This window comes from Acidovorax kalamii (assembly GCF_002245625.1).
Classification (GTDB): domain Bacteria; phylum Pseudomonadota; class Gammaproteobacteria; order Burkholderiales; family Burkholderiaceae_C; genus Acidovorax; species Acidovorax kalamii.
Genome location: NZ_NOIG01000009.1, coordinates 239,175 through 264,676, shown reverse-complemented (window position 1 = coordinate 264,676; position 25,502 = coordinate 239,175). Strand labels below are relative to the sequence as shown.

Here is a 25,502-nt window from a genome sequence, read left to right as displayed (position 1 = left end):
CACACCTTCCCATCCCGAACAGGACAGTGAAACGACTTTGCGCCGATGATAGTGCGGGTTCCCGTGTGAAAGTAGGTCATCGTCAGGCTCTTACAGCCCAAACCGCCCTTCTGCTCAATCGAGTAGAAGGGCGTTTTGCTTTGGGGTGCGCGCCTCACAGCAATCAAGCTGCATTGATCGACACAATGCACGGTGACTACCGGGTGTTGCCGATGGTGTACGTGCCCCAGCCCATGCCAATATCTACTGAGTGAGCCCATCGGGGCGGTTGCCGTTGGGGGCGGATGGTGATGGCATCAGATGCCTCAACAGGCGTTCCACATGCCAGTACACGCCAAAAAACGTGGTAACTCTCCACGGACGACTCAGACCGATACCCGCCGCCCCTGCTCGAACACCAGCAGTTCGCCCTGGCCAAACGCAGTCCACTGCTCGTTAGTCGTCAGCGGGCTGGTCACGATCACGGCCACTTCGTCTTTCTCATTCGTCTCTTGAGAAAAATCCAGCGCCAGGTCTTCGTCGCTCAGTTGCGCGGACCCAAACGGATAGCGTCTTTCGATGTAGTACAGGTTGGTGGACGCGTGTGCCCACAGGGCCTGACCGTTGGACAACAAAAAATTGAACGTGCCGTGCGGGCGGATCCGGGCCGCCAACTCCTTCAGCGTCAAGGTCAGCTCGGGAACGGACGGCACCGTGGCGTGCGACTTCGCCAGCTCCTGCATGAGCCAGCAGAACGCATGTTCGCTATCGGTATCGCCCACGGGGCGGAAGTGCGAGTGCAGGCGGGGGCGAAAATCCTTGAGGTCTCCGTTGTGGGCAAACACCCAGTAACGCCCCCACAGCTCCCGCACGAACGGGTGGCAATTCTGCAAACTGACCACGCCCTGCGTGGCCTTGCGGATGTGGGCGATGACGTTCTTGCTTTTGATCGGGTAGCGACGGATCAGCTCTGCCACAGGAGAGTCCACCGCCGCCTGGTGGTCCACAAAATGCCGCAGGCCCTTGTCTTCGAAAAAAGCAATTCCCCAGCCGTCGCTGTGGTGGTCGGTTTTACCGCCGCGTTGTGCAAACCCCGTGAAGCTGAAGGTCACATCGGTGGGGACATTGCAGTTCATGCCGAGCAGTTGGCACATGGCGGGAGTTCCGTTTCTAGGGTGTCGTGTGGGGCGATAGATGATGCCTGAAGCCGGACCGCCGCTGGCAGAGAGACGGTTGTCTGCCGTTCAGCGGGGCTTGGCCTCGCGCAGTTGCCAAGCGGCCACCAAAGCCAGCAGGCACAGAGAAGTCAGCATCAAGAAGGTTTCACCAAAGGCGGCGATGCGGGCCGGATTGCTGCCACCAGCGGCCAGCGACGCGCCATGGGCAAGCAGCCGCCATTCCAGCACGATGCCACACAGGCTCACGCCCGCAGCACCGCCCAGCATGCGCAGGAAACCAATGGCGCTGGAACCTTGGGAGATCAGTGACTTGTCCAGCGGGCGCATGGCACCGAGGTTGAGTGAGGGCAGGATGAAGCCCAGCCCGATGCGTCCCAGGATCGCAAAAGCCACCAACATCCAAAGGGGAGAACCCAGGCCCACACACACCATGAGTCCAAAAGAAAGCGCCAGCAGGCCCAACCCGGTGCTGACCAGAAGATGCGTGGGCTGGCGGTCTGCAAGCCGACCTACCACGGCGATGGTGGCTGCCAGCACAAATCCGGCAGGCAGCATGAGTGTGCCCACATGCGACGCTGACAATTCCAGCCCCAGCTGCATGAACACCGGCAGCAGGTAGGTGGACCCGAACAGGGCGGTGCCATAGATGAAGGCCACCACGCTGCCCATGGCAAATTGCCGGTACTGGAACAGCCGCAAGTCCATCAAGGGCTTGCGGCCCTGGTGGATCAGCCGCTGCTGCCAGGCAACGAATGCACCGACCGCACAGGCGGCGCACAGCAACAGCGCAATGGCCTCGGCCATGGAGCCGCCATGCAGCGACACCAGCCCATTGAGCAGGCACAGCGTGCCCACGGTGCCCAACAGCAGACCGCGCCAGTCCAGCGGCTCGCCCTGGCGGTTGGCCTCCACCCCGCCGGGCGCCGTGACGGGCACAAACTTGTAGGCCAGCCAGATCGAGGCCAGGCACAACGGTACAACCATGAAGAAGATGGAGCGCCAGCCAAACCAGTCCACCAGCAGGCCCCCGATGCTGGGCCCGATCGCAGGTGCCAGCACGACCCCCATGCCAAAGATGCCACTGGCGCGGCCTTGTTCATGTGGCTGGAAGGCGTAGAGAATGATGACGGCGGGAATGGGCTGCACGACACCGGCGGCCAGGCCCTCGGCAACCCGCGCGGCCAGCACCAGGCCGAAGTCCTGCGCGAGGCCGCCGCCCACGCCCCCCAGCAGCAACACCAGCATGGCGCCCACATAAGTGGCGCGGTAGCCGTAGCGCGACAGCAGCCAGGGCGTGGTGAGCATGGAGACCGTGGTGGCCACCATGAACCCCGAGGTGACCCATTGGGCGCGCTCCTGGCCCAGGGTGAAGTAGTGGCTCATGTCCGGGATGGCCACATTCACGATGGTGGAGGACATGATCGACGCCATGGTCCCCACCATGACCGAGAGCAAAAGCAGCCAGCGGTAGCGCTCGCCATAGCGCTCTCTCAGCACCGACAGGGAGCCGGGAGCGGCTGTCATGGGTGGGTCACTGTGCGCAACGGGTGAAAAGGGCCCAGGGGGCAGGGATGCAATGCGGCCGTGGGGTTGTCGCCTCACACGGCCAGGCCGTGCTTCAGGTCAGCTGCGTTCCAGCCACAGCTTGCCGCCGGTGGCCCAGTTTTCGCGCTTCACATCGGTGATCAGGATGTCCACCGACTCAGGCGAGCCGCCCAGAACCTCGACGCTCACGCGGGTGATCTCTTCCACCAGCTTGCGCTTTTGTTCGACCGTGCGGCCTTCCATCATTTCAACGTGGTACGTGGGCATGTCAGACTCCTTCAGGGCGTATCGCCGCAAAAAGCGGAAATCATATCGGCGCAGGCCCAGATGGGCGTGCAAAGGGTTGCTGATCGTTGTTGGAGGGCGTGCCGCAGGCCGGGCAGACGCAGGCCTGGCCCCGTTGCGCCTCGGGCACGGCTGCCAGGGCGGCCGGTGCGATGGGCTGGGTCATGCACCAGCAGCTTTCTGGTGGGCGGCCTGCTGCCATGGCGCATTGGTTGGGTCCGCCGCACAGCGGGCAGCGGGACGGGCTGGAAAGGGGTGGGGTGGACATGGCGCCGGGCCGGTCGCAGCGTGGGGCAACCAGTGTACGGCGATGTGCACAGGACGAAGCGGCCTCGTCGCCAGGCGGCCCCACCCAACTCTTCCCGGCGAGGCGCTGTGCGCTGCGCTGCGGCGACCGGTTGAAAGAAAATGGCAAAAAAAGAGCTGCTTGCGCCCGTTGGTAGTGCGCTAGCAGCTATTAAATGAATAGCAATACGCGGCAATGCCCCGCGATGGCGCCCACCGGGGCGCTCACCACGAGCCTCCGCAGGCGCCGTATCAGGCGGCTTGTGCGGCCTTCAGCTTCAGGCGCCAGGCGTGCAGCAGCGGCTCGGTGTAGCCGCTGGGCTGCTCCATGCCCTTGAAGACTAGGTCGCAGGCCGCCTTGTAGGCCATGCTGGTGTCAAAGTGTCCGGCCATGGGCTGGTACAGCGGGTCACCCGCGTTTTGCTGGTCCACCACGGCGGCCATGCGCTCGAAGGTCTCGCGCACCTGGGCTTCGGTCACCACGCCATGGTGCAGCCAGTTGGCCATGTGCTGGCTGCTGATGCGCAGCGTGGCGCGGTCTTCCATCAGGCCCACGTTGTGGATGTCGGGCACCTTGGAGCAGCCCACGCCCTGGTCCACCCAGCGCACGACATAGCCCAGGATGCCCTGGGCGTTGTTGTCCAGCTCTTGCTGCTTTTCGGCGTCGCTCCAGTTCGGGGCAGCGGCCACGGGCACGGTCAGCAGGCCGGTCAGCAGGTTGTCGCGCTCGGCGTTCACGTCGGTTTTTTCCAGCTCAATCTGGATGTCGCTCACCTTCACCTGGTGGTAGTGCAGCGCATGCAGCGTCGCGCCCGTGGGGCTGGGCACCCAGGCGGTGTTGGCGCCCGCCTTGGGGTGGGCGATCTTCTGCTTGAGCATCTCGGCCATCAGGTCGGGCATGGCCCACATGCCCTTGCCGATCTGCGCCTTGCCGCGCAGGCCGCAGGAGAGGCCCACCAGCACATTGTTCTTCTCGTACGACTGGATCCAGGCGCTGGTCTTCATGTCGCCCTTGCGCACCATGGGGCCAGCGTGCATGGCGGTGTGCATCTCGTCGCCCGTGCGGTCCAGGAAGCCCGTGTTGATGAACGCCACGCGGCTCGATGCGGCGGCGATGCAGGCCTTGAGGTTGACGGACGTGCGACGCTCTTCGTCCATGATGCCCAGCTTGACGGTGCTGTCGGGCAGGCCCAGCAGCTTCTCGACGCGGCCAAACAGCTCGGCGGCAAAGCCGACTTCGGCGGGGCCGTGCATCTTGGGCTTGACGATGTAGACGCTGCCCTTGCGGGAGTTGCGGATTCCGTTGGCGCCATGGCCTTGCAGGTCGTGCAATGCGATAGCCGTTGTGACCACTGCATCCATGATGCCTTCGGGGATCTCGCGCTGCGTGCCCTGCGCGTCGGTCCACAGGATGGCCGGGTTCGTCATCAGGTGGCCCACATTGCGCAGGAACATGAGCGAGCGGCCATGCAGGCGCACTTCGCCACCTTGGGGGGCCGTGTAAACACGGTCAGGGTTCAGTCCGCGCGTGAAGGTCTTGCCGCCCTTGGCGACCTGCTCGGTCAGCGTGGCCTGGATGATGCCCAGCCAGTTGCTGTAGCCCAGTACCTTGTCTTCAGCGTCCACGGCAGCCACGGAGTCTTCCAGGTCCAGGATGGTGGACAGGGCCGCTTCCAGCACCAGGTCGCTCACGCCCGCGGCATCGGACTGGCCGATGGGCGTGCTGCGGTCGATCTGGATGTCCAGGTGCAGGCCGTTGTGCTGCAGCAGCACCGACGAGGGTGCGGCGGCATTGCCCTGGTAGCCCTTGAACTGCGAAGCGTCCTTCAGGCCCGTGGTGCTGCCATTGGCGAGCGCCACCACCAACTGGCCGCCTTCGACGCGGTAGCCGGTCGAATCCTTGTGCGAACCGCTGGCCAGCGGCGCCGTGTCGTCCAGCACCTGGCGTGCAAAGGCGATCACCTTGGCGCCGCGCACGGGGTTGTAGCCCTTGCCCTTTTCGGCGCCACCTTCTTCGCTGATGGCATCGGTGCCATAGAGCGCGTCATACAGGCTGCCCCAGCGCGCGTTGGCGGCGTTGAGTGCATAGCGTGCATTCAGGATGGGCACCACCAGCTGCGGGCCGGCCTGGGTGGCCAACTCGTCGTCCACGTTGGCGGTGGTGGCCTTCACATCGGCAGGCTGGGGCACCAGGTAGCCGATCTTTTCCAGAAAGCTGCGGTAGGCCACCATGTCCTTGATGGGGCCGGGGTTGGCCTTGTGCCAGGTGTCCAGCTCGGTCTGCAGGCGGTCGCGCTCGGCCAGCAGGGCGATGTTGCGCGGGGCCAGGTCGGCCACGATGGCGTCAAAGCCTTTCCAGAACGCTTCGCTGCCCACGCCCGTGCCGGGCAGCACCTTGTCTTCGACAAAGCGGAACAGGGAGGTGGCCACTTGCAGGCCGTGGATGGGGGTGCGGTCGGTCATGGAAAAGCTCGCTGAAAAAGAGGAAAAAAAGCCGCTACGAAGCGATGATGCACAGACTGTATTGCAAATATCTGCACACATAAATACGCTGAAAATCTCTAAACCAGTGACTTTTAAGCAAAAGTGGTGGGCGGTATGGACCCCACACCATCCGTAGTCGTCCGTAGTGGTGCTGGCGCCCATTAGCCACTACGCTGCGCGCACAACCATCATCGGGAGACAACCCCATGCAGGCACCCCTGGCCACCAGCGCGCTGAACGCTGCCTACAAGAACAAGATCGTCAGCGCCGCCGACGCGGTGCAGCTCATCCACGACGGCGACACCGTGGCCACGGGCGGCTTTGTGGGCATCGGCTTTGCCGAGAGCATTGCAGTGGCGCTGGCCCAGCGCTGGGAATCGACGCAAACCCCACGTGATCTCACGCTGGTCTACGCCGCAGGGCAGGGCGATGGCAAGCAGCGGGGCCTCAACCACCTGGGCCATGCGGGCCTGCTCAAGCGGGTGATCGGCGGGCACTGGAGCCTGGTGCCACGCATCCAAAAGCTGGCGGTGGACAACCAGATCGAGGCCTGGAACCTGCCTCAGGGCGTGATCACGCATTTGTTTCGCGACATCGCGGCGGGCAAGCCCGGCACGCTCACGCGCGTGGGCCTGGACACCTTTGTGGACCCGCGCCACGGCGGCGGCAAGCTCAATGCGCGCACCACCGAAGACCTGGTGCGCATCCTGCCCATCGACGGGCAGGACTACCTGTTCTACAAGGCCTTTCCGATCCACGTGGGCATCATCCGCGCCACCACGGCCGACGCCGACGGCAACCTCACCATGGAGCGCGAGGCGCTCACGCTCGAAGCGCTGGCGATTGCCATGGCCGCGCGCAACTCGGGCGGTGTGGTCATTGCGCAGGTCGAGCGCATCGCCGAGCGCGGCACGCTCAACCCCCGGCAGGTGAAGGTGCCCGGCGTATTGGTAGATGCCGTGGTGCTGGCCACCGAGCCCGCGCACCACCACCAGACCTTTGCCGAGCCCTACAGCGCCGCGTTTGCGGGCGAGCTGCGCGTGCCCATGGACACGCTGGACGCGATGCTGCTCACCGAGCGCAAGATCATCGCCCGCCGCGCGGCGCTGGAGCTGCGCCCGCACCAGGTGGTGAACCTGGGGATCGGCATGCCCGAGGGCGTGGCCAACGTCGCGGCCGAAGAGCGCATCATCGACCTGGTCACGCTCACGGCCGAGCCCGGCGTGATCGGTGGCATCCCCGCAGGCGGGCTGAACTTTGGCGCGGCCGTGAACCCGCAGGCCATCATCGACCAGCCCAACCAGTTCGATTTCTACGACGGCGGCGGCCTCGACATCGCCATCCTGGGCCTGGCGCAGGCCGACCAGCACGGCAACCTCAACGTGAGCAAGTTCGGCCCGCGCCTGGCGGGGGCGGGCGGATTCATCAACATCAGCCAGAACGCCAAGACCGTGGTGTTTGTCGGCACCTTCACGGCGGGCGATCTGCAGGTCGAGGCGGTGGACGGCCACCTGCACATCCTGCACGAGGGCGGCGCGCGCAAGCTGGTGCGCGAGGTCGAGCACCGCACCTTCAGCGGCGCCGAGGCGCTGCGGCGCGGCCAGCGCGTGTTGTATGTGACCGAGCGCTGCGTGTTCCGCCTGGTGCCCTCCGGCGAGGAGGACGGCAGCGGCGCGCTGGAGCTGATCGAGCTGGCCCCCGGCATCGACCTGCACCGCGACGTGCTCGCCCACATGTCCTTCACGCCGCGCATCAGCCCTGGTTTGCAGACCATGGATATGCGCCTGTTCGAGCCCGGCCCGCTGGGCTTGCGCGAGCAGCTGCTCAACCGCCCGCTGGCGCAGCGCTTCGAGCTGGACGCCGCACGCCAACTGCTGCACATCGACTTCTCGGGCCTGCAGATCACCACCGCCAGCACCATCGCCGCCATCGAGCAGGAGGTGCGCCACCTGCTGGCCCCGCTCGCCACGCGGGGCGAACGCGTGGCGGTGATCGTGAACTACGACCACTTCACCATCGCGCCCGATCTGGCCGATGCCTACACCGCCATGGTGCAGGGCCTCACGCGCGACCTCTACACCGAGGTCAAACGCTATGGCACCGTGGGGTTCCTCAAGTCCCGATTGACCTGATTGCTATATTAATAATAGCTATAAAGGCAATCTGGTCGCGCGCAAGGGCCTGTTTTTGCTTCCATTTTTTCAGCCACCGGGCGCCGCCGCGCTGCAGCGGCCGGGTGCAGGCACCCGCTTGGATGTCTCCATAATCACCGCCCATGGACAAACTCAAGGCCTTCGAATCCTTTGTATCGGTGGCCACGCGCGGCAGCCTCACCGCAGCCGCCAAGGCCGAGGGCGTGGCGCCCGCCATCATGGGGCGGCGGCTCGACGCGCTCGAAGAACACCTGGGCGTGAAGTTGCTGGTGCGCACCACCCGCCGCATCAGCCTCACGCACGAGGGCAGCGCGTTTCTGGAAGACTGCCAGCGCCTGCTGGCCGACGTGGCCAATGCCGAAGCCAGCGTGTCGGAAGGCGGCGTCAAGGCCACGGGCCATCTGCGCATCACCGCGCCCGCCGGTTTTGGCCGCCGCCATGTGGCGCCGCTGGTGCCGCGCTTTCGCTCCGCGCACCCCGACGTGACCATCTCCCTCAACCTTAGCGACCGCGTGGTGGACCTGGCGGGCGAAGGCTTTGACTGCGCCGTGCGCGTGGGCGACCTGCCCGATTCGTCGCTGGTGAGCGTGCGCATTGCCGACAACCGCCGTCTGTGCGTGGCCACGCCCGAATACCTGGCGCGGCGCGGCACCCCGCGCGCCCCGGCCGAGCTGGTCCAGCACGACTGCCTCACGCTCTCCAGCGACGCATCGCAGACGCGCGGCTGGGCGTTCAGAGTGCCGCATGCGGATGGCTCCACCGAGGTCATGCACCTCAAGCCCGGCGGGCCGCTCGACTGCTCCGACGGCCAGGTGCTGCACGACTGGTGCCTGGGCGGCTGGGGCATTGCCTGGCGCAGCACCTGGGAGGTCGAGGCCGAGATCGCCGCAGGCCGACTGGTCGCGGTGCTGGAGGACTTTGCCGCACCGCCCAACGGCATCTACGTGGTCTTCCCCCAGCGCAAACACCTGCCGCTGCGCGTGCGGCTGTGGATCGAGCACCTCAAGCACCAGTACGCACAGCCCGCGTTCTGGAAAGGCGAATGACTCCCCCTGAGGCGCTTCGCGCCATCCCCCTGAGGGGGACGCCTCTGGTGGCCCGGCAAAGCCGGCTCCACGGTGGCGCTCGCCGGGCCGCGCCCCACTCGGTGGCTGGCGGTCGGGCGACCTGTGGTGCAGGGTGACGGCTCCCCGTGGCAGACTGCGCACTCCATGTCCTCCGCGCCCACGCTTCTCGTCGCTGACGACCACCCGCTGTTCCGTGCGGCCGTGCTGCACGTGCTGCGCGAGCGCCTGCCCCAGTTCCGCACGCTGGAGGCCGCCAGCGCCGCCACCCTGGGCCAGGCGCTGCAGGACCACCCCGAGGTCGAGCTGGTGCTGCTGGACCTGAGCATGCCCGGCACGCGCGGCTTCTCGGCCCTGCTGCATGTGCGCGGCGAATACCCCGAGCTGCCCGTGGTCATCATCTCGTCCAACGACCACCCCCGCGTCATCCGCCGCGCCCAGCAGTTTGGTGCGGCCGGCTTCATCCCTAAGTCTGCCCCCGCCGAGGCCATGGGGGATGCGATTCAGGCCGTGCTGGACGGCGGCAGCTGGTTCCCGCCCATGGCGGCCGAGCGCTCCGAGGCCGACGCCGAGCTGGCCGCGCGCTTGGCGCAGCTCACGCCCCAGCAGTTCCGCGTGCTGCTGTGCCTGGCCGATGGCCTGCTCAACAAACAGATCGCGGCCACGCTGGGCCTGGCCGAGAACACGGTGAAGGTGCATGTCACCGCCATCCTGAAAAAGCTCGCGTGCTACAGCCGCACGCAGGCGGCGGTGCTGGTCAAGAGCCTGGAGACGGAAGACGGCGTGTCTTCCTGAGGTTGAGATCTGCATCAAAACGGCCGCTGTCGCCCATTCATCAAGCGCTGGTAGCTACTAAAAGTGTAGCGACGAGCGAAGCCTCTCAAACCGGGCGTAGCACGATGCGCGAGACGCCGCGCAGCGGCTCAGGGGGATGCTCCCTGTCTCAGCAATGTCTGGCTCACCAGCGCCCGCAGCGCGGGGGCCCGCACCGGCTTGGCCAGAAAGCCCCAGCCGCGTTCGGCGGCCTGGCGGCGCAGGGTGGCGTCACGTTCGGCGGTAACCAGGATCACGGCGGGGGCCTGGCCCCAGCGCTGGCACAGCTCCGTGTAGACATCGGGGCCATGGTGGTGGCTGCCCAGGTGCACGTCCAGCAGCACCAGCTGGGGCGCCTGGCCGGGTTGGGCTGCGGCCAGCGCTTCGGGTGCGCCACCGGCCAGTGGCACTGCGCAGCCCCAGCGCTGCAGCAGGGCTTGGGTGGCGGCGCAGGTGGGGCCGTCGTCCTCAATCACCCAGGCGCTGCTGCCTTGCAGGGGGGCATCGTCGGCGGGTAGCTGTGTGGTGGCAGGGGCGGCGGCAGCCTGCTGCACAGCCGCCGGGTTGCCCAGCGGCACACACACCCAGAACACGCTGCCGCGCCCCAGTTGCGAGCGCAGGCCGATCTCGTGCCCTAGAAGGCGGCCCAGGCGTTCGACGATGGCCAGGCCCAGGCCTGCGCCCCGGTCGTCGGCACGGCCTTCGTCCAGGCGGCGGAATTCTTCGAAAATTTCACGCTGCAGCGCCTCGGGGATGCCGGGGCCCTGGTCATGCACTTCGATGCGCAGGTGGTCATTGCCCACCCTGCGGCAGCCCACCACGATGCGCCCATGCCGGCTGTAGCGGATGGCGTTGGAGACAAAGTTCTGCAGGATGCGGCGCAGCAGGTTGTCGTCGGTGCGCACCACGGCGCGGGTGGGCACGCAGCACAGTTGCAGGCCCTGGCTTTCGGCCAGCACGCCAAAGTTGTGGCCTAGCACTTGCAGCAGCGGCCCCAGCGCCACGTCGTGGATGTGCACGTCGAACTGGCCTGACTCCATGCGCGAGATGTCGAGCAGGCTGTTGAGAATGGCGTCCTGCGCGGCCAGGGCGCCGTCGATGCTGTCCACGGCGTGCCGTTCGGCGTCGCCTGGCAGATGGCTGCGCAGCAGCGAGGTGAACATGCGCGCGGCGTTCAGGGGCTGCAGCAGGTCGTGCACGGCGGCGGCCACAAAGCGGGTCTTGGAGCGGTTGGCCTGCTCGGCCTCGCGCCGCGCGGCGTCCAGGTCGCGGGTGCGGTCGGCCACGCGCTGCTCCAGCGCGTCGGCCAGCGATCGCAGCTCGCGTGCGGCGTTCTTGTAGCTGGTGATGTCGGCGTAGCTGGTCACAAAGCCGCCTTCGGGCAGCGGGTTGCCCCGGATCTCCAGCACCGTGCCGTCGTCCTTGGCGCTTTCGTGCAGGTGGGGGGTGCCGCTGCGCAGGTGGGCCAGGCGGCGTTCGATGGCTTCTTCCACCGGGCCCGGGCCCAGCAGGCCCCGGCGCGCGTTGTGGCGCATCAGGTCTTCAATGGGGCGGCCCACCTGCATCAGGTCGGCGGGGTAGCGGAACAGCTGCACATAGCGCGAGTTCCACGCCACCAGCTTCAGCTCGGCGTCGATGATGACGACGCCCTGGGGCAGGTGCTCCAGGCTGCGGGAGAGGCCCGTGTCCGTTTGTTGGGCGGCTTGCTGGGCGGCTTGCACGATGCCGTCCTGCGCGGTGCGCAACTCCTGCGCGTGCTGTTGCAGCACGGTCTCCAGCTCCTGGCGGCTGCGCTGGCGCAGGCGGGCCAGGCGCTGGCGCTGGCGCACAAACAGCACCAGCAGCGACAGGGCCAGCCAGCCGCCGCCCCCGGCTGCGGCCGCCCAGCGGCTGTCAGCAATGCTGCTGTGGGTGGTGTGCACCAGGTGCAATTGCCAGGGCGTGCCGGGCAGGGGCTGGCTCAGCCACAGCATGCGTCCGGGCGGGGCGGGCATGTCGGCGGAAGGTTGCACACGCACCAGCCGCCCGCCGTTGTCCAGGCGGTCGTCTTCGCGGACGTCGAGCGGGCGCAGGGGCTGGTCGGAGTATTGCCGGGTGGCGTTCAGCTCGCGGCGCTCTTCGTCGTCCAGCGGCTCCAGGAGGCGGTAGCGCCAGGCGTCCTGGCTGGCCAGGAAGACCACGCCATGCGCGTCCGACGCCAGCACAATGTCGGGTGTCTGCAGCCATTCGCGCTCCAGCTCCTGCAGCGCAATCTTGATGGCCACCAGGCCCAGGATGTGGCCGCTGTCGTCGCGGATGGCCTGCGACAGGAAGTAGCCTGGCTCGCCCGTGGTCACGCCAATGCCGTAGAAGCTGCCGCGTCCCTGGGCCAGCGCCTGCTGCACATAGGGGCGAAAGCTGTAGTCCACACCCACGTTGCTGGTGGCCGTGCGCCAGTTGCTGGCGGCCACGGCCAGCCCATCGCGGTTGAGCAGGGTGAGGGTGGACGACTGGCTGGCGCCGTTGGCCTGCTCCAGCTTGCGGTTGAGCTGCGCCACCTCGTCGGTGCTCAGGGGGCGGCGCAGGGCGTCTTGCAGCTGCGCATCCAGCGCCAGCACCTCGGGCAGGGTGCGGTAGCGGTCGATGCGCTGGGCCAGCGTCTGCCCGTACAGGGTCAGCTGGCGTTGCACGCTCTCGCTCTCGTCCAGCAAGGACCGGTGCCAGGCCCACTGGCCTGCCGCAAACATGCTGGCCGCGGTGCCTGTTAGCAGGATCAGCAGCGTCCAGAACTGGCGAAGGCGGGGCGTGGGCATGGGAAAAAGCGGGGTTCTGGAGCCAGTCTGGTGCAGGTGGGGAGTGTGCCGCACCCGGTCTGGGGGCTCCCGAGGCTAAGTAATTACCCTGATGGTGCGCGGATGCTCTCCTCTGGGGCGCCGGGCGACTAATACCAATAGGTTATCGGCTGAAACAAAGTGCAGCGGTACAAACGGCACCCTCAACGCGCACCGGCTGCACCCCGCTGGTGCAGCCCCGTGATTTCAGGAGACATCCCATGCACGCCATTTCAGCCCCCACCGCGCACCCCGTGCGGCTGCCGTTTTACCGCCAACTGTATTTCCAGGTGGTGCTCGCCATCGTCCTGGGCGTGTTGCTGGGCCATTTTGAGCCCGCTTATGGCGAAGCGCTCAAGCCGCTGGGCGATGCGTTCATCAAGCTGGTGAAGATGATCATCGCGCCGGTGATCTTTTTGACCATCGTGACCGGCATCGCGGGCATGTCGCAGCTTTCCACCGTGGGCCGCGTGTTCGGCAAGGCCATGGCGTACTTCCTGTTCTTCTCCACGCTGGCGCTGGTGGTGGGCCTGGTGGTGGCCAACGTGGTGCAGCCCGGCGCGGGCATGAACATCAACGTGGCCGACCTGGACCAGACGGCTGTGAAGGGCTATGTGGCCAAGTCGCACGAGATGACGCTCACGGGCTTTGCGCTCGACATCATCCCCAAGACGCTGGTGAGCCCGTTTGTGGGCGACAACATCCTGCAGGTGCTGCTGGTGGCCGTGCTGTTCGGCATTGGTCTGGCCATGGTGGGTGAAGCGGGCCGTCCGGTGCTGAATTTTCTGGACGCGCTGACGACGCCTGTGTTCAAAGTGGTGGGCATCGTGATGAAGGCCGCGCCCCTGGGTGCGTTTGGCGCCATGGCGTTCACCATTGGCAAGTTTGGCCTGGGCTCGCTGGTCAACCTGGCCTGGCTGGTGGGCTCGTTCTACATCACCTCGCTGCTCTTTGTGGTGGTGATCTTGGGCTTTGTGGCGCGCCTGTGTGGCTTCTCGGTGTTCAAACTGTGCCGCTACCTCAAGGCCGAGCTGATGCTGGTGCTGGGCACCTCGTCGTCTGAATCCGCCTTGCCCTCGCTGATGGAAAAGATGGAAAAGGCCGGTTGCAGCAAGTCGGTGGTGGGCCTGGTGGTGCCCACGGGCTACTCCTTCAACCTGGACGGCACCAACATCTACATGACGCTGGCCGCGCTGTTCATCGCCCAAGCCACGAACACCGAACTGACGCTGGGTCACCAGGTGGCGCTGCTGCTCGTCGCCATGCTGTCGTCCAAGGGCGCAGCGGGCGTGACGGGCGCGGGCTTCATCACCCTGGCCGCCACGCTGGCCGTGGTGCCTGAAGTGCCGGTAGCCGGCATGGCGCTGATCCTGGGTGTGGACCGCTTCATGAGCGAATGCCGCTCGCTGACCAACTTCATCGGCAACGCAGTCGCCACCGTGGTGGTGTCGCGCTGGGAAAACGCACTGGACCGTGAACGTCTGGACGCCGCACTCAACGGCCACCCGCTGCCCGCTGCTGTGCCGGCTGCCGCTGCTCCGGTGGTGCCTGCGGATGTGCCGGTGGTGCCTGCGGATGTGCCGGTGGGGGCGGTGGCCCGCACGGTGGCCTGATCCGCCGGTTAGGCAGGATTTCGCTCGGTACGGCGCAGGCCCCATGGCGTGCGCCGTTTTTCTTTTGGCAGGCGCACCTTGGGCCACCATGGACAATGGCGGCTGATCTTCCCTGATTGCCTGTCGGAATCACGATGCGCAACCAAGTCCCAAGGAAACTGACCATGACCCTCGAAGCTGTTCTGGCCGCCCTGCACCTTCTGGCCATCCTGACCTTTGTGGTCTTCTTGTCGAGCCAGGCGGCGCTGTGCCGCATCGAATGGCTCAACGCCGCCGTGGTTGAGCGCCTGGCCCGGCTGGATGTGATCTATGGCGTGGCGGGGGCGGTGATGATCGGCAGCGGTCTGGCGCGGGTGATCTGGGGGGTGAAAGGGGCCTCGTGGTACCTGTCGCAGCCCTTGTTCCATATCAAGATCACGATCGTGCTGGCCATGGTCCTGCTGTCGTTTGTGCCCTCGGCTGCGTTTCGCCGCTGGCGCCAGAACCTGCACAGCACGGGGGCCTTGCCGCCCGCGCACGAGGTGGCCAAGGTGCGCCGCCTGGTGATGATCCAGTCGCATGTGCTGCCCGTGGTGGCGGTGATTGCGGTGTTCTGGGCGCGCGGCTGGTAAGCCCGGGCGTCCAAAAAGTAAAAGCCCGCAGGCCGGTGGTCTGCGGGCTCTTTTACTTCTGCGCCCCTGTGTCGGGGCGCAAGGTGTGTGGCCGCTTTACTTCTTCAGGCATTCGCTCATGAAGGCCTTGCGCTCATCGCCCTTGAGGGTCTTGGCCGAGGCGTCGGCGTTGCAGGTCTTCATCTTGTCTTGCTGCGTGGCGGGCTTGTTGCTCAGGCAGGTTTTCATGAAGGCCTTGCGCTCGTCGCCCTTCATGTCGCCCGCTTCCTTGTTGCAGGTGGCCATTTTGGATTGCTGCTTGGTAGGTTCTGCCGCCGGTGCGGCAGAGGCCGCCGTGGCCGCAGGAGCGGCGGCGGCCGCTTTGGCGGGGGTGTCGGCAGCGTGCGCAGCGCCGAACGAAAGGACCAGGCTGAGGGCAGACAGGGTGAGAAGCTTCTTCATGGGGGCTCCGTTGGTAGATGGCATCAGACGCAACCTGCGTCGGATTGCCCGATTACAACGTACCGGAAGCGCGCGCGGCTGACTCGCCGATACGGGTGGAAAGAATTCCTGACAATCTGTTGCGTCCTGGCTGCGCGGGGCAAGGGGCTGGGTGCTGGGCAAGTGCGCCTTGCGCCTGCCCGCCGGGGCGGGTGCGGCCCGGCCCGTAAAATCCCCCGATGCTTTCTGTCAAACACGATCTGCTGGCCGCGCTTGCGGCCGAGCTGGACATCCTCTCCCCCGGCGCTGGCGCCAAGGCGGCCTTTGAATCCCCCAAGGTGGCGGCGCATGGCGACTTTGCCTGCACGGCCGCCATGCAGCTGGCCAAGCCGCTCAAGCTCAACCCCCGCGCTCTGGGCGAGCAGCTCAAAACCGCGCTCGAAGCCACGCCTGCTTTCCAGCGCTGGGTGTCCGCCATTGAAATCGCGGGCCCGGGTTTTCTGAACATCCGCCTCCAACCCGCCGCCAAGCAGGAAGTGGTGCGCGAGGTGCTGGCTGCGGGCGAACGCTTTGGCTACCAGGCGAGCAACGGTCAGCAGGTGCTGGTCGAGTTTGTCTCGGCCAACCCCACGGGCCCGCTGCACGTGGGCCACGGCCGCCAGGCGGCGCTGGGCGATGCGATCTGCAACCTGTTCAGCACCCAGGGCTGGAAGGTGCACCGCGAGTTCTATTACAACGACGCGGGTGTGCAGATCGACACGCTCACAAAAAGCACGCAGTTGCGCGCCAAGGGCTTCAAGCCCGGCGACGATTGCTGGCCCACCGACAGCGATAACCCGCTGGCCAAGAACTTCTACAACGGCGACTACATCGCCGACATTGCCGAGGCCTTCAAGGCCAAGGCCACCGTCAAGGCCGATGACCGCGAGTTCACGGCCAATGGCGATGTGGACGACTACGACAACATCCGCCAGTTTGCAGTGGCCTACCTGCGCAACGAGCAGGACAAGGACCTGCAGGCTTTCAACCTCCAGTTCGACGAGTACTACCTCGAATCGAGCCTGTACACCAGTGGCCGCGTCGAGGCCACGGTGAACAAGCTCGTCGCCAACGGCAAGACCTATGAGCAGGACGGCGCGCTGTGGCTCAAGTCCACCGACTACGGCGACGACAAGGACCGCGTCATGCGCAAGCAGGACGGCTCCTTCACCTACTTCGTGCCGGATGTGGCCTACCACATCGCCAAGTGGGAGCGTGGCTTCACCAAAGTCGTCAACATCCAGGGCACGGACCACCACGGCACCATCGCCCGCGTGCGCGCCGGGCTGCAGGCGGCCGACGTCGGCATTCCGCAGGGCTACCCCGACTACGTGCTGCACACCATGGTGCGCGTGGTCAAGGGTGGCGAAGAGGTCAAGATCAGCAAACGCGCGGGCAGCTACGTCACCCTGCGTGACCTGATCGAGTGGACCAGCAAGGATGCGGTGCGCTTCTTCCTCCTCAGCCGCAAGCCCGACACCGAGTACACCTTCGACGTGGACCTGGCCGTGGCCCAGAACAACGACAACCCGGTGTACTACGTGCAGTACGCCCACGCGCGCATCCAGTCGGTGCTGCGGGCGTGGCAAGAGGCGGGTGGGGGTGATGTGGCTGCGCTTAAGGACGTGGACCTGTCGGCGCTGGAAGGCCCGCAGGCCCAGGCGCTGATGCTGCAGCTGGCCAAATACCCCGAGATGCTGACCGCTGCCGCCGACGGCGAGGCCCCCCACGACGTGACCTTCTACCTGCGTGACCTGGCTGCCAGCTACCACAGCTATTACGATGCCGAGCGCATCCTGGTGGACGATGAAGTGGTGAAGAAAGCGCGCCTGGCGCTGGTCGCTGCCACCGCCCAGGTATTGCACAATGGCCTGGCCGTGCTGGGCGTGTCAGCTCCAGCCAGAATGTAAGCAGTTACTACCAATATGAAAAAGCAACAGACGGGCGGGACCATTGTCGGCTTTATCGTCGGCGTCATCGTGGGCCTGGGCGCTGCGCTGGCGGTGGCCGTGTATGTGACCAAGGTGCCGGTGCCTTTTCTGAACAAGGGCGGCGGGCGCACGGCCGACATGGATGCCGCCGAGTCGCAGAAGAACAAGAACTGGGACCCGAACTCGCCGTTGTATGGCAAGAACCCGGCCCGGCCTGCCACACCCGCCGTGGCGGCTGCGGCGTCTGCGCCCGCTTCGGCCACCACGCCCGCATCGCCCGCACCCGAGGTGCGGGCTGCGGCATCTGCCCCCAAGCCCGGCGCCAGCAAGCCCGAGGCCGCCAAGGCCGAATCCAAGCCAGGTGCCGACCCGCTGGGTGACCTGGCCGTGGCCAAGGCCGCCGCCAAGGGCAATGTGGACCCGTTCGACTACTTTGTGCAGGCCGGGGCCTTCCGTACCCAGGCCGATGCCGACGCCCAGCGCGCCAAGCTGGCCATGATGGGCTGGGAAGCCCGCGTGAGCGAGCGTGAGCAAAATGGCCGGGCGGTGTTCCGCGTGCGGGTGGGCCCGTTCACCAAGCGCGACGATGCCGAGCAGCTCAAGGAGAAGCTCGATGGCGCCGGGCTGGAATCGGCGCTGGTGCGCGTGCAGCGCTGATGCGTCAGACTTCGGGCGCTGAACTTTTTGCGGGGGCATGGCTCCCATCCCCCAGACCTGAACTAGGAGAGTCTTTGCCATGAAACGCCGTGAGTTTTCTTTGTCCGCTGCCTCGGCAGTCGCCGCTTCCGCCCTGACGCTGCCCGTCGCCACCTCTGCGCTGGCCCAGGCCCGCCAGTTCAAGGAGGGCAAGGACTACAAGCGGCTGGACAAGCCCGTGACGCCCGATGCACCGGCCGGCAAGGTCGATGTGATCGAGTTCTTCTGGTACAGCTGCCCCCACTGCAATGTGTTCGAACCCACGCTGGACGCCTGGGTCAAGGCAGCGCCCAAGGATCTTTTCATCCGCCGCGTGCCTGTGGCCTTCAATGCCAGCTTCGTGCCCCAGCAAAAGCTGTTCTACACCCTGGAAGGCATGGGCAAGCTCGAAGCCCTGCACGCCAAGGTGTTCCGCGCGATCCATGTGGAAAAGGTCAAGCTCGCCAAGGACGACGAGATTTTTGCCTGGGTGGCCCAGCAGGGTGTAGATGCCGCCAAGTTCAAGGAAGTCTATGCATCGTTCACCGTCTCCAACCAGGTCCGCCGCGCCTCGCAGCTGCAGGACGCGTATGGCGTGGAAGGCGTGCCCTCCATGGGCGTAGCGGGCAAGTTCTACACGGACGGCACCATGGCCGGCAACATGCAGAACGTGCTGCAGGTCGTGGAAGCGCTGGTCAAGCAAAAGTAAGCCCCGGGCCGCCCTGGGCGCAGGTTGCAACGCGCCAAAGGCCCTGGATACCACATGAAGAAAGCCCGCATCAGCGGGCTTTCTTCATGGAGGGCGTTTGGGGATGGCTACAATGAACTGCAAGATTCGTGCCCTATGAACCACCGCCTCCTTCCGACCCTCCTGCTCGCGGCCTTGGCCTGCCTTCATGGCGTGGCCCACGCTGAAAAAGCCGACCGCGCCAAGCCCATGAACATCGAGGCCGACGCGTTGCGCCACGATGAACTCAAGCAGACCAGCGTGTTCTCGGGGCGCGTGGTCATGACCAAGGGCACAATCGTTCTGCGCGGCGCGCGGCTGGATGTGCGCCAGGATGCCGATGGCTACCAGTTTGGCGTGGTCACGGCCGAGGCGGGCAAACGCGCCTTCTTCCGCCAGAAGCGCGACACGCTGCCTGGCGCGCCCGACGAGTACATCGAAGGCGAAAGCGAAGTCATCGAGTACGACGGCAAGGCCGACAACGTGCGTTTCATCACCCGCGCCGAGCTGCGCCGCTACCGGGGTGCCGCACTCAGCGATGAGATCACCGGTGCCGTGATCGTCTACAACAACCTCACCGACGTGTTCACCGTGGACGGCCAGCGTGCCCCCGCCGCCAATGCGGCAGGCGATGCCCCGGCCCCCGGCAACCGCGTGCGCGCGGTGCTGGCGCCCAAGGACCCGCCCGCTGGTGCTGCAGCGCCTGCGCCCGCCGCACCTGGCGCCGCACCCGTGCTGCGCCCCAGCAACAGCCTTGGTGGCGGCTCCAAGTGAGCGCGGTGCCCGTTCATCCCGGCCCTGACACCCAGGCCGGCAGCCGCCTGGAGGTGCAGCACCTGGCCAAGTCGTACGGCAGCCGCAAGGTCGTCAAGGACGTGTCGCTGGTCGTGCAAAAAGGCGAGGTCGTGGGCTTGCTTGGCCCCAACGGCGCGGGCAAGACCACCTCGTTCTACATGATCGTGGGCCTGGTGCGCAGCGATGCGGGCGATATCCGCATCGACGGCCATTCGGTGGCCCACATGCCCATCCACCGCCGCTCGCGGCTGGGGCTGTCGTACCTGCCGCAGGAAGCCTCGATTTTCCGCAAGCTCACGGTCGAAGAAAACGTGCGCGCCGTGCTGGAGCTGCAGCGAGGCGACGACGGCCAGCCGCTCTCGCGCGAGGCCATCGAAGAGCGCCTGACGGCCTTGCTGGAAGAGCTGCGCGTGCAGCACCTGCGCGCCTCGCCCGCGATGGCCCTGTCCGGTGGCGAGCGCCGTCGGGTGGAGATCGCCCGCGCCCTGGCCACACAGCCGCGCTTCATCCTGCTGGACGAGCCCTTTGCAGGCATCGACCCCATCGCCGTGATCGAGATCCAGCGCATCATCGGTTTCCTCAAGGCGCGCGGCATTGGTGTGCTCATCACCGACCACAACGTGCGCGAAACCCTGGGCATCTGCGATCACGCCTTCATCATCAGCGATGGCCGCGTGCTGGCGCAGGGCACGCCGTCCGAGATCGTGGACAACGCCGAAGTGCGCCGGGTGTATCTGGGCGAACATTTCCGCATGTGATGAAGCCTGGCCTGTCGCTGCGCGTCTCGCAGCACCTTGCACTGACCCCCCAGCTCCAGCAGTCCATCCGGCTGCTGCAGCTGTCCACGCTCGAACTCTCGCAGGAAGTCGAGCAGATGCTCGACGAGAACCCGTTCCTCGAACGCACAGCCGAAGAGGCGCCGCGCGAGGAGTTTGGCCTGGAAACCGCCGACGCCCCCGCGCAAGCCGACGAATACAGCGCTGATGATGCTATATTTTCAGGAGCTACAAGCGCAAGCGCAGCGGGCGCAGAAGGCCCAAATGATGCCGAAACGCCAGGCCCTGGCGCCGACGAACCCGACTGGAGCGGCGACGGCACGGTCGAGATGGCGCCCAACGACGCCGAATGGGGCGGCGACGCCCCGGCCCGCACCCGCAACGATGCGGAAGGCGACGACGCTGATGCCACCGAACTGGCCCGCTCGCATGAATCGCTCACCGCTTTTTTGCACCGCCAGGCCCTGTCGCTGCGCCTGTCCGAGGTGGACTGTGCCGCGCTGCGCTTCCTGATCGAATCCCTGAACGACGACGGCTACCTCGAAGAGCCGCTCGAAGAACTCGCCGTCGCCCTGGCCGGGCCGGATGACCTGGAGCAGATCGAAGAGCTGGTGCACCGCTTTACCGTGGCGCTGCGCCTGCTGCAAAGCCTGGAGCCCACGGGCGTGGGCGCGCGCAACCTGGCCGAATGCCTCACGCTGCAGCTCAAGGCGCTGGACGCCGACGAAGAGGCCGACCCCGACACCGTCAAGACGGCACTCACCATCTGCCAGCAACCGCTGGAGATGCTGGCCCGCCGCGACATCCGCCGCCTGACCCAGCTCTGTGGCGACGGCGAAGAGCGCACCCGCGCTGCCATGGCGCTGATCGCCCGTCTGGAGCCGCGCCCCGGCCGCAAGTTCGTCGATGTGGAGCGCAACATCATCGTGCCCGACGTGATCGTGCGCAAAGCCGGGCGTGCCAACGGGCGGGACGGCCAGCACAACTTCATCGTTCAGCTCAACCCCGACGTGATGCCCCGCCTGCGTGTGCACGACATCTACGCCGGCGCGCTGCGCGGCCACAAGGGCGGCGAAGGCCACCAGGGCATGCAGCAGCGGCTGCAGGAGGCGCGCTGGTTCATCAAGAACATCCAGCAGCGCTTTGACACCATCCTGCGCGTCTCGCGCGCCATCGTCGAGCGGCAGAAGAGCTTCTTCACCCACGGCGAACTGGCCATGCGCCCGTTGGTGCTGCGCGACATTGCCGACGAACTGGGCCTGCACGAATCCACGATCAGCCGCGTGACCACCGCCAAGTACATGGCCACGCCGATCGGCACCTACGAGCTGAAGTACTTCTTTGGCTCTGGCCTGGGCACCGAGACCGGTGGCAATGCGTCCAGCACCGCTGTGCGCGCACTGATCAAGCAGTTCGTGTCGGCAGAGAACCCCACCAAGCCGCTGTCGGACAGCCAGATCGCCGAGATGCTCAAGGAGCAGGGCATTGAATGCGCACGCCGCACCGTGGCCAAGTACCGCGAGGCGCTCAAGATTGCGCCGGCGAATTTGCGCAAGGCGCTGTAGCGCTCAACGCGTTTTAGGGCGCGAGGGCTGCCCGAACGCCCGCTGCCGGGTTACTTGCGTGCCATGAACACGGCGTCATACGCCTGGGGAGTAAACCCGGCGATCTTCTGGCCGTTGGTCAGCAAGACCGGCACGCCTCGGGCGCCCAGTTGCTTGAATGCCGCCTTGCCATAAGGCGTGTCGATGTCCAGCTCCCGATACGCGATGCCTTTGCCCGCCAGATAGGATTTGGCCGCCTTGCAGTAGCCGCACCAGGTCGCCATGTAGAGCACCACATCGCCCCTGGGGGCTGCGGCTGGCGGTGCATCGGGGGCGGCTGCTGCCTGGGGCGCGGGCGATGCGCCTGGCACCACGCTCACCGGCAGGTTCTCCAGCTTCATCGTCTTTTCCACGGCACCTGTCACCGGGGGCTTGTCGCTGTACACGACCCTGCCGTCTGCGCCCACTGATTTGTACAGCGTCTGGGCGCCTGCGCCCCAGGGCATGGCGGCCAGCGCCAGCACGGTCAGCAGGGTCCGATAAAAAGGGCGCATAGGGGGCTCCGGTAAAATCCGCTGCCCGAGAGCATACGGGACAAGGGGCATGGGGCCTTGGTGCGGTCAGCCGTCCCGCCACCGGTGGCCCTGCAAGCACCCTGCGGCACACGCCGCGCACCACTCCCCGCGCGGGCTCGCGCTCTTCGCTTCCTTTTCTCCTACCCCTCTGTCCGCCACCATGGCCCGCATTGTTTTTGACCTCCCCCCGCACTTCGGCTTTGCCACCGAGCTGCAGATCTACATCAGCCACGTGAACCAGGGCGGGCACCTGGACAACGCGCAGCTGCTCACCCTGGTGTCAGAAGCGCGCGTGCGTTTCTTCCAGTCGCTGGGCTACCCCGAGGCCGACGTGGGCGGCTTGTCCATCGTGGTGGGCGACATCGTGGCGCAGTACAAGTCCGAGGGTTTCCATGGCGAGACAATGCGGGTGGAGATGGCGCCTGCAGACTTCAACCGCTACGGCTTCGATCTGGTGTTCTGCATGACCGAGAAGACCTCCGGCCGCGAAGTGGCGCGCGGCAAGATCGGCATCGTCTTCATTGGCAAGGCCGATCGCAAAGTGGCGCTGATCCCTGACTCCATCCGCCAGCTGCTGCTGGCCCGTGCGGGGGCGCCCGGTTCCCCCGCCGTGCCCGAGCGCGTATCCTCCCCATCGACATGAACCAACTCCAACTTTTCCTCCCTTGCGCTGCGGGCGTCGAGGGCTTTCTGGCCGACGAGGTGCATGGCATCACCGGCCTCACGGGGCAAGACCTGCTGGTGGGCCGGGGCGGCGTGCTGCTGCGCGCCTCGTGGCGCCAGGCCATGCAGCTCAACCTGCACAGCCGTCTGGCCCAGCGCGTGCTGGTGCAGCTGGCGCACCGCCCGTATCGATCTGAAAACGACCTCTACAACATGGCCAGCGATGTGGCCTGGGAGATCTGGTTCACCACGCGCCAGACCTTCAAGGTCGAGGTGACGGCCCAGCACAGCCCGCTGCAGAGCCTGAACTTTGCGGGCCTCAAGGTGAAAGACGCGGTGGCCGACCGCTTCCGCCACAAGAGCGGCGTGCGCCCCGATGTGAACACCCAATGGCCCGATGTGCGCATCCACCTGCATCTGACCACCGACGAAGCCACGCTCTACATCGACACCAGCGGCGAGCCGCTGTTCAAACGCGGCTGGCGCGAGGACAAGGGCGATGCGCCCCTGAAGGAAACCCTGGCCGCCGCCATGATCGCCGCCAGCGGCTGGGACCCCCACGGCGACAACCCCCAGCCCCTGTACGACCCCTGCTGCGGCAGCGGCACCATCGTGGTCGAAGCCGCGCAGATCGCCTGCCGCATCCCCGCAGGCATGTTGCGGCGCTTTGCGTTCGAGAAACTCCTGCCGTTCCAGGCGCATGTCTGGACTGCTATCAAAAACGAAGCTGAAAGCGCAATACAGACCAGCGCAGTGCCCATTTTTGGCAGTGATGTGGCCTTCCGCATGGTTGATTTTGCGCAGCGCAACGCCGAGCGCGCAGGCGTGGCCCAGGCCGTGCAGCTGCGCGGCGGCGACGCCCTGCAGCGCATGCCACCCTGCGAGCAACCCGGTGTGATGCTGCTGAACCCGCCCTACGGCGAGCGCATTGCCGCCGCAGGCAGCGCGGGTCGCAACGCCAGCGAGCGTGCCGCCGACCGTGCCCAGGGCATGGCCGTGGGCCGAGAAGAAGCGCAGACCGAAGACGGCGGCGAGTTCTTCGGCCAGCTGGCCGCGCACTGGAAGAAGAACTACAGCGGCTGGACCGCCTGGATGCTCACGCCCGACCTGAAACTGCCCGGCAAGATGCGCCTGAAGGAATCGCGCCGCGTGCCCATGTGGAACGGCCCCATCGAATGCCGCATGTTCCGCTTCGACATGATCAAGGGCGCCGTGCGCGACCGGGCCGCCAAGCCTGCCCCCGACGGCGGCCCACGCCATGAAGGTTGAACTGCGCCTGCCCGCCGAGGCGCCAGCGAACGAGCCCGCGCGCCCCGTGGTGGTGGACACCAATGTGGCGCTGGACCTGCTGATCTTCAGCGACCCGCGCACTGCGCCGCTGCGCACGCTGCTGGCCCAGGGGCGCCTGGCCTGGATCGCCACGCAGGTCATGCGCGACGAACTGGAGCGCGTGCTGGCCTACCCGCACATCGCCGAGCGCATGGGCTATTACCGCGTGGGTGCCGCGCAAGTGCTGGCCGCGTTTGATGCGCAGGTGCGGCTGGTGGACATCGCACCCAAGGTGGCCTACGTGTGCAAGGACGCGGACGACCAGAAGTTCATCGACCTGGCGGCGGCGCACCGGGCCATCTTGCTGAGCAAGGACAAGGCGGTGATCTGCATGCGCAAGCGGTTGGCGAATCTGGGGGCGGATGTGGCGACTGCGCTGGTGCTGGAAGCGGCGCCCGCCGCTGCGATGGCCTGATCACGCATTGATCAGTTTCTGCTGCAAGGATCTGTATGGGACCGTTGGGTTTTCTTGTCCTCTCAGGCTTCTTCGCCTATCTCGCTTTCGATGCGCATCAGTTCAACCAAACATCCGCTCATAAGGTCTGGGCAGTGCCGCCTTCTTCCGGTCGGGCGGTGGGTGTGGATCCTTTGTCGCGCGCCGAGCAGGAGGGCGCGCAATCGAACGAAATCACTGCAGTTGGGGGCATTCCCGGCCTCCACTGGGTCTTTGTGATGCTCTCGGTGGGCTGCTTGGGGATTGCTGCCTGGCTGTGGCTCGCGTAGGACTTCGGCAGGCCTCTAGGCCCAGTGGGCCAGCGACATCGGGGGATCAAGCCGTCAGGAACTTCTTCAGATACACCAGCTGAAATCCCTGGATGTAGTTGTCGATGTGCCCACACTCTTCATAGCCCTGCTTGATGTAAAAACCTCGGGCCTGCCATTCAAAAGTGCTCAGCGTCACGCTGTGGGCGCCCAGGTCGCGGGCTTTCTGCTCTGCGGTGGCCAGCAGCTTGCGGCCCACTCCCTGCTGCCGGGCGGCCTCGTCCACAAACAGCAGTTCCACCGTCAGCCACTGCAAAAACACGAACCCGCGCAGCCCGCCGACCAGTTCGCCTTGCGCGTCGCGCGCGCTCACCCACACGGGCTGTGACTGGCCGTACTCGCCCACAAAACCGTAGTTGAACTGCCGCATCCGGCGGCCCAGTACGCCGGAGTGGACTTCTTCGGCGGTGGGGGTGTAAATCTCAAAGTCGGGCATCGCGAAAAAC

24 protein-coding genes and 1 rRNA gene are annotated in these 25,502 nt (G+C 66.2%); 16 read left to right on the top strand and 9 right to left on the bottom strand.

The features are described 5' to 3' along the window. A 5S ribosomal RNA gene (gene rrf / locus CBY09_RS15275) occupies nucleotides 1-88 on the top strand; the annotation flags it as partial. Nucleotides 89-365: 277 nt separating this feature from the next. On the opposite strand, the gene CBY09_RS15270 is transcribed toward rrf, so the two are convergent. The 5 genes from CBY09_RS15270 to CBY09_RS15250 form a co-directional block, all read right to left on the bottom strand. After that, on the bottom strand, nucleotides 366-1,133 hold the full coding sequence (locus CBY09_RS15270; RefSeq protein WP_094290432.1) for a class II glutamine amidotransferase: 768 nt from the start codon (nucleotides 1,131-1,133) through the stop codon (nucleotides 366-368). Between the two features lie 90 nt (nucleotides 1,134-1,223). Further along, a complete protein-coding gene (locus tag CBY09_RS15265; RefSeq protein WP_094290431.1) occupies nucleotides 1,224-2,681 on the bottom strand; it encodes a DHA2 family efflux MFS transporter permease subunit in 1,458 nt (485 codons plus the stop codon). Nucleotides 2,682-2,780: 99 nt separating this feature from the next. Continuing rightward, nucleotides 2,781-2,969 (bottom strand): 4-oxalocrotonate tautomerase, encoded by a 189-nt coding sequence (locus CBY09_RS15260; protein WP_063462131.1) that lies wholly within the window; start codon nucleotides 2,967-2,969, stop codon nucleotides 2,781-2,783. A 40-nt stretch (nucleotides 2,970-3,009) separates the two neighbouring features. Then, nucleotides 3,010-3,255 carry a cysteine-rich CWC family protein gene (locus CBY09_RS15255; RefSeq protein ID WP_094290430.1) on the bottom strand — a complete coding sequence of 82 codons (246 nt, stop codon included), beginning with the start codon at nucleotides 3,253-3,255 and terminating at the stop codon, nucleotides 3,010-3,012. A gap of 269 nt (nucleotides 3,256-3,524) precedes the next feature. Next, nucleotides 3,525-5,735, bottom strand: coding sequence for a malate synthase G (locus CBY09_RS15250; RefSeq protein ID WP_094290429.1), 2,211 nt, complete (start codon nucleotides 5,733-5,735; stop codon nucleotides 3,525-3,527). A 227-nt stretch (nucleotides 5,736-5,962) separates the two neighbouring features. Here CBY09_RS15250 and CBY09_RS15245 point away from each other — a divergent pair, with 227 nt between their 5' ends. From CBY09_RS15245 to CBY09_RS15235, 3 genes are all read left to right on the top strand, one after another. Further along, nucleotides 5,963-7,888 carry an acyl CoA:acetate/3-ketoacid CoA transferase gene (locus CBY09_RS15245; protein WP_094290428.1) on the top strand — a complete coding sequence of 642 codons (1,926 nt, stop codon included), beginning with the start codon at nucleotides 5,963-5,965 and terminating at the stop codon, nucleotides 7,886-7,888. A gap of 143 nt (nucleotides 7,889-8,031) precedes the next feature. Continuing rightward, entirely contained in the window at nucleotides 8,032-8,955 is a 924-nt protein-coding gene (locus CBY09_RS15240; RefSeq protein WP_094290427.1) for a LysR family transcriptional regulator, read from the top strand. 165 nt (nucleotides 8,956-9,120) lie between these two features. Further along, nucleotides 9,121-9,768 (top strand): response regulator, encoded by a 648-nt coding sequence (locus CBY09_RS15235; protein ID WP_094290426.1) that lies wholly within the window; start codon nucleotides 9,121-9,123, stop codon nucleotides 9,766-9,768. A gap of 128 nt (nucleotides 9,769-9,896) precedes the next feature. Here CBY09_RS15235 and CBY09_RS15230 read toward each other — a convergent pair whose 3' ends face one another. Beyond that, nucleotides 9,897-12,578, bottom strand: coding sequence for a hybrid sensor histidine kinase/response regulator (locus tag CBY09_RS15230; protein WP_094290425.1), 2,682 nt, complete (start codon nucleotides 12,576-12,578; stop codon nucleotides 9,897-9,899). Nucleotides 12,579-12,817: 239 nt separating this feature from the next. Here CBY09_RS15230 and CBY09_RS15225 point away from each other — a divergent pair, with 239 nt between their 5' ends. Together CBY09_RS15225 and CBY09_RS15220 are read left to right on the top strand one after the other, a co-directional pair. Then, the gene (locus CBY09_RS15225; RefSeq protein WP_094290424.1) at nucleotides 12,818-14,209 is read left to right on the top strand and encodes a dicarboxylate/amino acid:cation symporter; all 1,392 of its coding nucleotides are present in this window, start codon (nucleotides 12,818-12,820) and stop codon (nucleotides 14,207-14,209) included. A gap of 164 nt (nucleotides 14,210-14,373) precedes the next feature. Further along, nucleotides 14,374-14,820: a DUF2214 family protein gene (locus tag CBY09_RS15220; protein WP_063462309.1), complete on the top strand. Its 447-nt coding sequence runs from the start codon at nucleotides 14,374-14,376 to the stop codon at nucleotides 14,818-14,820. A 96-nt stretch (nucleotides 14,821-14,916) separates the two neighbouring features. Here the strand turns inward: CBY09_RS15220 and CBY09_RS15215 are convergent, their stop codons facing one another. Beyond that, a complete protein-coding gene (locus CBY09_RS15215) occupies nucleotides 14,917-15,261 on the bottom strand; it encodes a PsiF family protein (protein WP_094290423.1) in 345 nt (114 codons plus the stop codon). Nucleotides 15,262-15,479: 218 nt separating this feature from the next. Between CBY09_RS15215 and argS the strand changes: the two genes are divergently transcribed. The 6 genes from argS to CBY09_RS15185 all read left to right on the top strand — a co-directional run bounded on the left by argS (nucleotide 15,480) and on the right by CBY09_RS15185 (nucleotide 21,748). Next, nucleotides 15,480-17,189, top strand: coding sequence for an arginine--tRNA ligase (gene argS / locus CBY09_RS15210; protein WP_094290422.1), 1,710 nt, complete (start codon nucleotides 15,480-15,482; stop codon nucleotides 17,187-17,189). Between the two features lie 15 nt (nucleotides 17,190-17,204). Further along, nucleotides 17,205-17,867, top strand: a complete 663-nt coding sequence (locus tag CBY09_RS15205; protein ID WP_094290421.1) for an SPOR domain-containing protein — start codon at nucleotides 17,205-17,207, stop codon at nucleotides 17,865-17,867. Between the two features lie 79 nt (nucleotides 17,868-17,946). Further along, nucleotides 17,947-18,594: a thiol:disulfide interchange protein DsbA/DsbL gene (locus CBY09_RS15200; protein ID WP_094290420.1), complete on the top strand. Its 648-nt coding sequence runs from the start codon at nucleotides 17,947-17,949 to the stop codon at nucleotides 18,592-18,594. 135 nt (nucleotides 18,595-18,729) lie between these two features. Next, nucleotides 18,730-19,386, top strand: a complete 657-nt coding sequence (gene lptA, locus CBY09_RS15195) for a lipopolysaccharide transport periplasmic protein LptA (RefSeq protein ID WP_094290419.1) — start codon at nucleotides 18,730-18,732, stop codon at nucleotides 19,384-19,386. Further along, nucleotides 19,383-20,165: an LPS export ABC transporter ATP-binding protein gene (lptB, locus tag CBY09_RS15190; RefSeq protein WP_094290418.1), complete on the top strand. Its 783-nt coding sequence runs from the start codon at nucleotides 19,383-19,385 to the stop codon at nucleotides 20,163-20,165. The genes lptA and lptB overlap by 4 nt, the downstream gene beginning before the upstream one ends. Further along, nucleotides 20,165-21,748, top strand: a complete 1,584-nt coding sequence (locus CBY09_RS15185; protein WP_094290417.1) for an RNA polymerase factor sigma-54 — start codon at nucleotides 20,165-20,167, stop codon at nucleotides 21,746-21,748. Before lptB ends, CBY09_RS15185 begins: the two co-directional genes overlap by 1 nt. 50 nt (nucleotides 21,749-21,798) lie before the next feature. On the opposite strand, the gene CBY09_RS15180 is transcribed toward CBY09_RS15185, so the two are convergent. After that, the gene (locus tag CBY09_RS15180) at nucleotides 21,799-22,281 is read right to left on the bottom strand and encodes a glutaredoxin domain-containing protein (protein WP_165773923.1); all 483 of its coding nucleotides are present in this window, start codon (nucleotides 22,279-22,281) and stop codon (nucleotides 21,799-21,801) included. Nucleotides 22,282-22,462: 181 nt separating this feature from the next. Here CBY09_RS15180 and CBY09_RS15175 point away from each other — a divergent pair, with 181 nt between their 5' ends. From CBY09_RS15175 to CBY09_RS15160, 4 genes are read left to right on the top strand one after another with little or no spacing between them, the layout of a single operon-like run. After that, entirely contained in the window at nucleotides 22,463-22,945 is a 483-nt protein-coding gene (locus tag CBY09_RS15175) for an acyl-CoA thioesterase (RefSeq protein WP_094290415.1), read from the top strand. Continuing rightward, a complete protein-coding gene (locus tag CBY09_RS15170) occupies nucleotides 22,942-24,234 on the top strand; it encodes a THUMP domain-containing class I SAM-dependent RNA methyltransferase (protein ID WP_094290414.1) in 1,293 nt (430 codons plus the stop codon). Before CBY09_RS15175 ends, CBY09_RS15170 begins: the two co-directional genes overlap by 4 nt. Beyond that, nucleotides 24,224-24,709: a putative toxin-antitoxin system toxin component, PIN family gene (locus CBY09_RS15165; RefSeq protein WP_094290413.1), complete on the top strand. Its 486-nt coding sequence runs from the start codon at nucleotides 24,224-24,226 to the stop codon at nucleotides 24,707-24,709. The genes CBY09_RS15170 and CBY09_RS15165 overlap by 11 nt, the downstream gene beginning before the upstream one ends. Before the next feature lie 35 nt (nucleotides 24,710-24,744). Continuing rightward, the gene (locus CBY09_RS15160) at nucleotides 24,745-25,017 is read left to right on the top strand and encodes a hypothetical protein (protein WP_094290412.1); all 273 of its coding nucleotides are present in this window, start codon (nucleotides 24,745-24,747) and stop codon (nucleotides 25,015-25,017) included. 46 nt (nucleotides 25,018-25,063) lie between these two features. On the opposite strand, the gene CBY09_RS15155 is transcribed toward CBY09_RS15160, so the two are convergent. Next, complete coding sequence (locus CBY09_RS15155) at nucleotides 25,064-25,492, bottom strand: GNAT family N-acetyltransferase (protein WP_094290411.1); 429 nt, start codon at nucleotides 25,490-25,492, stop codon at nucleotides 25,064-25,066. Nucleotides 25,493-25,502 lie beyond the last annotated feature (10 nt).

Bases quoted from the DNA above. Each gene is read 5' to 3' on its own strand.
- CBY09_RS15165 (WP_094290413.1), top strand. From the start codon at position 24,224: ATGAAGGTTGAACTGCGCCTGCCCGCCGAGGCGCCAGCGAACGAGCCC.
- CBY09_RS15255 (WP_094290430.1), bottom strand. From the start codon at position 3,255: ATGTCCACCCCACCCCTTTCCAGCCCGTCCCGCTGCCCGCTGTGCGGC.
- argS (WP_094290422.1), top strand. From the start codon at position 15,480: ATGCTTTCTGTCAAACACGATCTGCTGGCCGCGCTTGCGGCCGAGCTG.
- CBY09_RS15180 (WP_165773923.1), bottom strand. From the start codon at position 22,281: ATGCGCCCTTTTTATCGGACCCTGCTGACCGTGCTGGCGCTGGCCGCC.
- CBY09_RS15205 (WP_094290421.1), top strand. From the start codon at position 17,205: ATGAAAAAGCAACAGACGGGCGGGACCATTGTCGGCTTTATCGTCGGC.
- CBY09_RS15265 (WP_094290431.1), bottom strand. From the start codon at position 2,681: ATGACAGCCGCTCCCGGCTCCCTGTCGGTGCTGAGAGAGCGCTATGGC.
- CBY09_RS15235 (WP_094290426.1), top strand. From the start codon at position 9,121: ATGTCCTCCGCGCCCACGCTTCTCGTCGCTGACGACCACCCGCTGTTC.
- CBY09_RS15270 (WP_094290432.1), bottom strand. From the start codon at position 1,133: ATGTGCCAACTGCTCGGCATGAACTGCAATGTCCCCACCGATGTGACC.
- CBY09_RS15175 (WP_094290415.1), top strand. From the start codon at position 22,463: ATGGCCCGCATTGTTTTTGACCTCCCCCCGCACTTCGGCTTTGCCACC.
- CBY09_RS15170 (WP_094290414.1), top strand. From the start codon at position 22,942: ATGAACCAACTCCAACTTTTCCTCCCTTGCGCTGCGGGCGTCGAGGGC.
- CBY09_RS15240 (WP_094290427.1), top strand. From the start codon at position 8,032: ATGGACAAACTCAAGGCCTTCGAATCCTTTGTATCGGTGGCCACGCGC.
- CBY09_RS15155 (WP_094290411.1), bottom strand. From the start codon at position 25,492: ATGCCCGACTTTGAGATTTACACCCCCACCGCCGAAGAAGTCCACTCC.
- CBY09_RS15250 (WP_094290429.1), bottom strand. From the start codon at position 5,735: ATGACCGACCGCACCCCCATCCACGGCCTGCAAGTGGCCACCTCCCTG.
- lptA (WP_094290419.1), top strand. From the start codon at position 18,730: ATGAACCACCGCCTCCTTCCGACCCTCCTGCTCGCGGCCTTGGCCTGC.
- CBY09_RS15185 (WP_094290417.1), top strand. From the start codon at position 20,165: ATGAAGCCTGGCCTGTCGCTGCGCGTCTCGCAGCACCTTGCACTGACC.
- CBY09_RS15230 (WP_094290425.1), bottom strand. From the start codon at position 12,578: ATGCCCACGCCCCGCCTTCGCCAGTTCTGGACGCTGCTGATCCTGCTA.
- CBY09_RS15245 (WP_094290428.1), top strand. From the start codon at position 5,963: ATGCAGGCACCCCTGGCCACCAGCGCGCTGAACGCTGCCTACAAGAAC.
- CBY09_RS15215 (WP_094290423.1), bottom strand. From the start codon at position 15,261: ATGAAGAAGCTTCTCACCCTGTCTGCCCTCAGCCTGGTCCTTTCGTTC.
- CBY09_RS15220 (WP_063462309.1), top strand. From the start codon at position 14,374: ATGACCCTCGAAGCTGTTCTGGCCGCCCTGCACCTTCTGGCCATCCTG.
- CBY09_RS15160 (WP_094290412.1), top strand. From the start codon at position 24,745: ATGGGACCGTTGGGTTTTCTTGTCCTCTCAGGCTTCTTCGCCTATCTC.
- CBY09_RS15200 (WP_094290420.1), top strand. From the start codon at position 17,947: ATGAAACGCCGTGAGTTTTCTTTGTCCGCTGCCTCGGCAGTCGCCGCT.
- CBY09_RS15225 (WP_094290424.1), top strand. From the start codon at position 12,818: ATGCACGCCATTTCAGCCCCCACCGCGCACCCCGTGCGGCTGCCGTTT.
- CBY09_RS15260 (WP_063462131.1), bottom strand. From the start codon at position 2,969: ATGCCCACGTACCACGTTGAAATGATGGAAGGCCGCACGGTCGAACAA.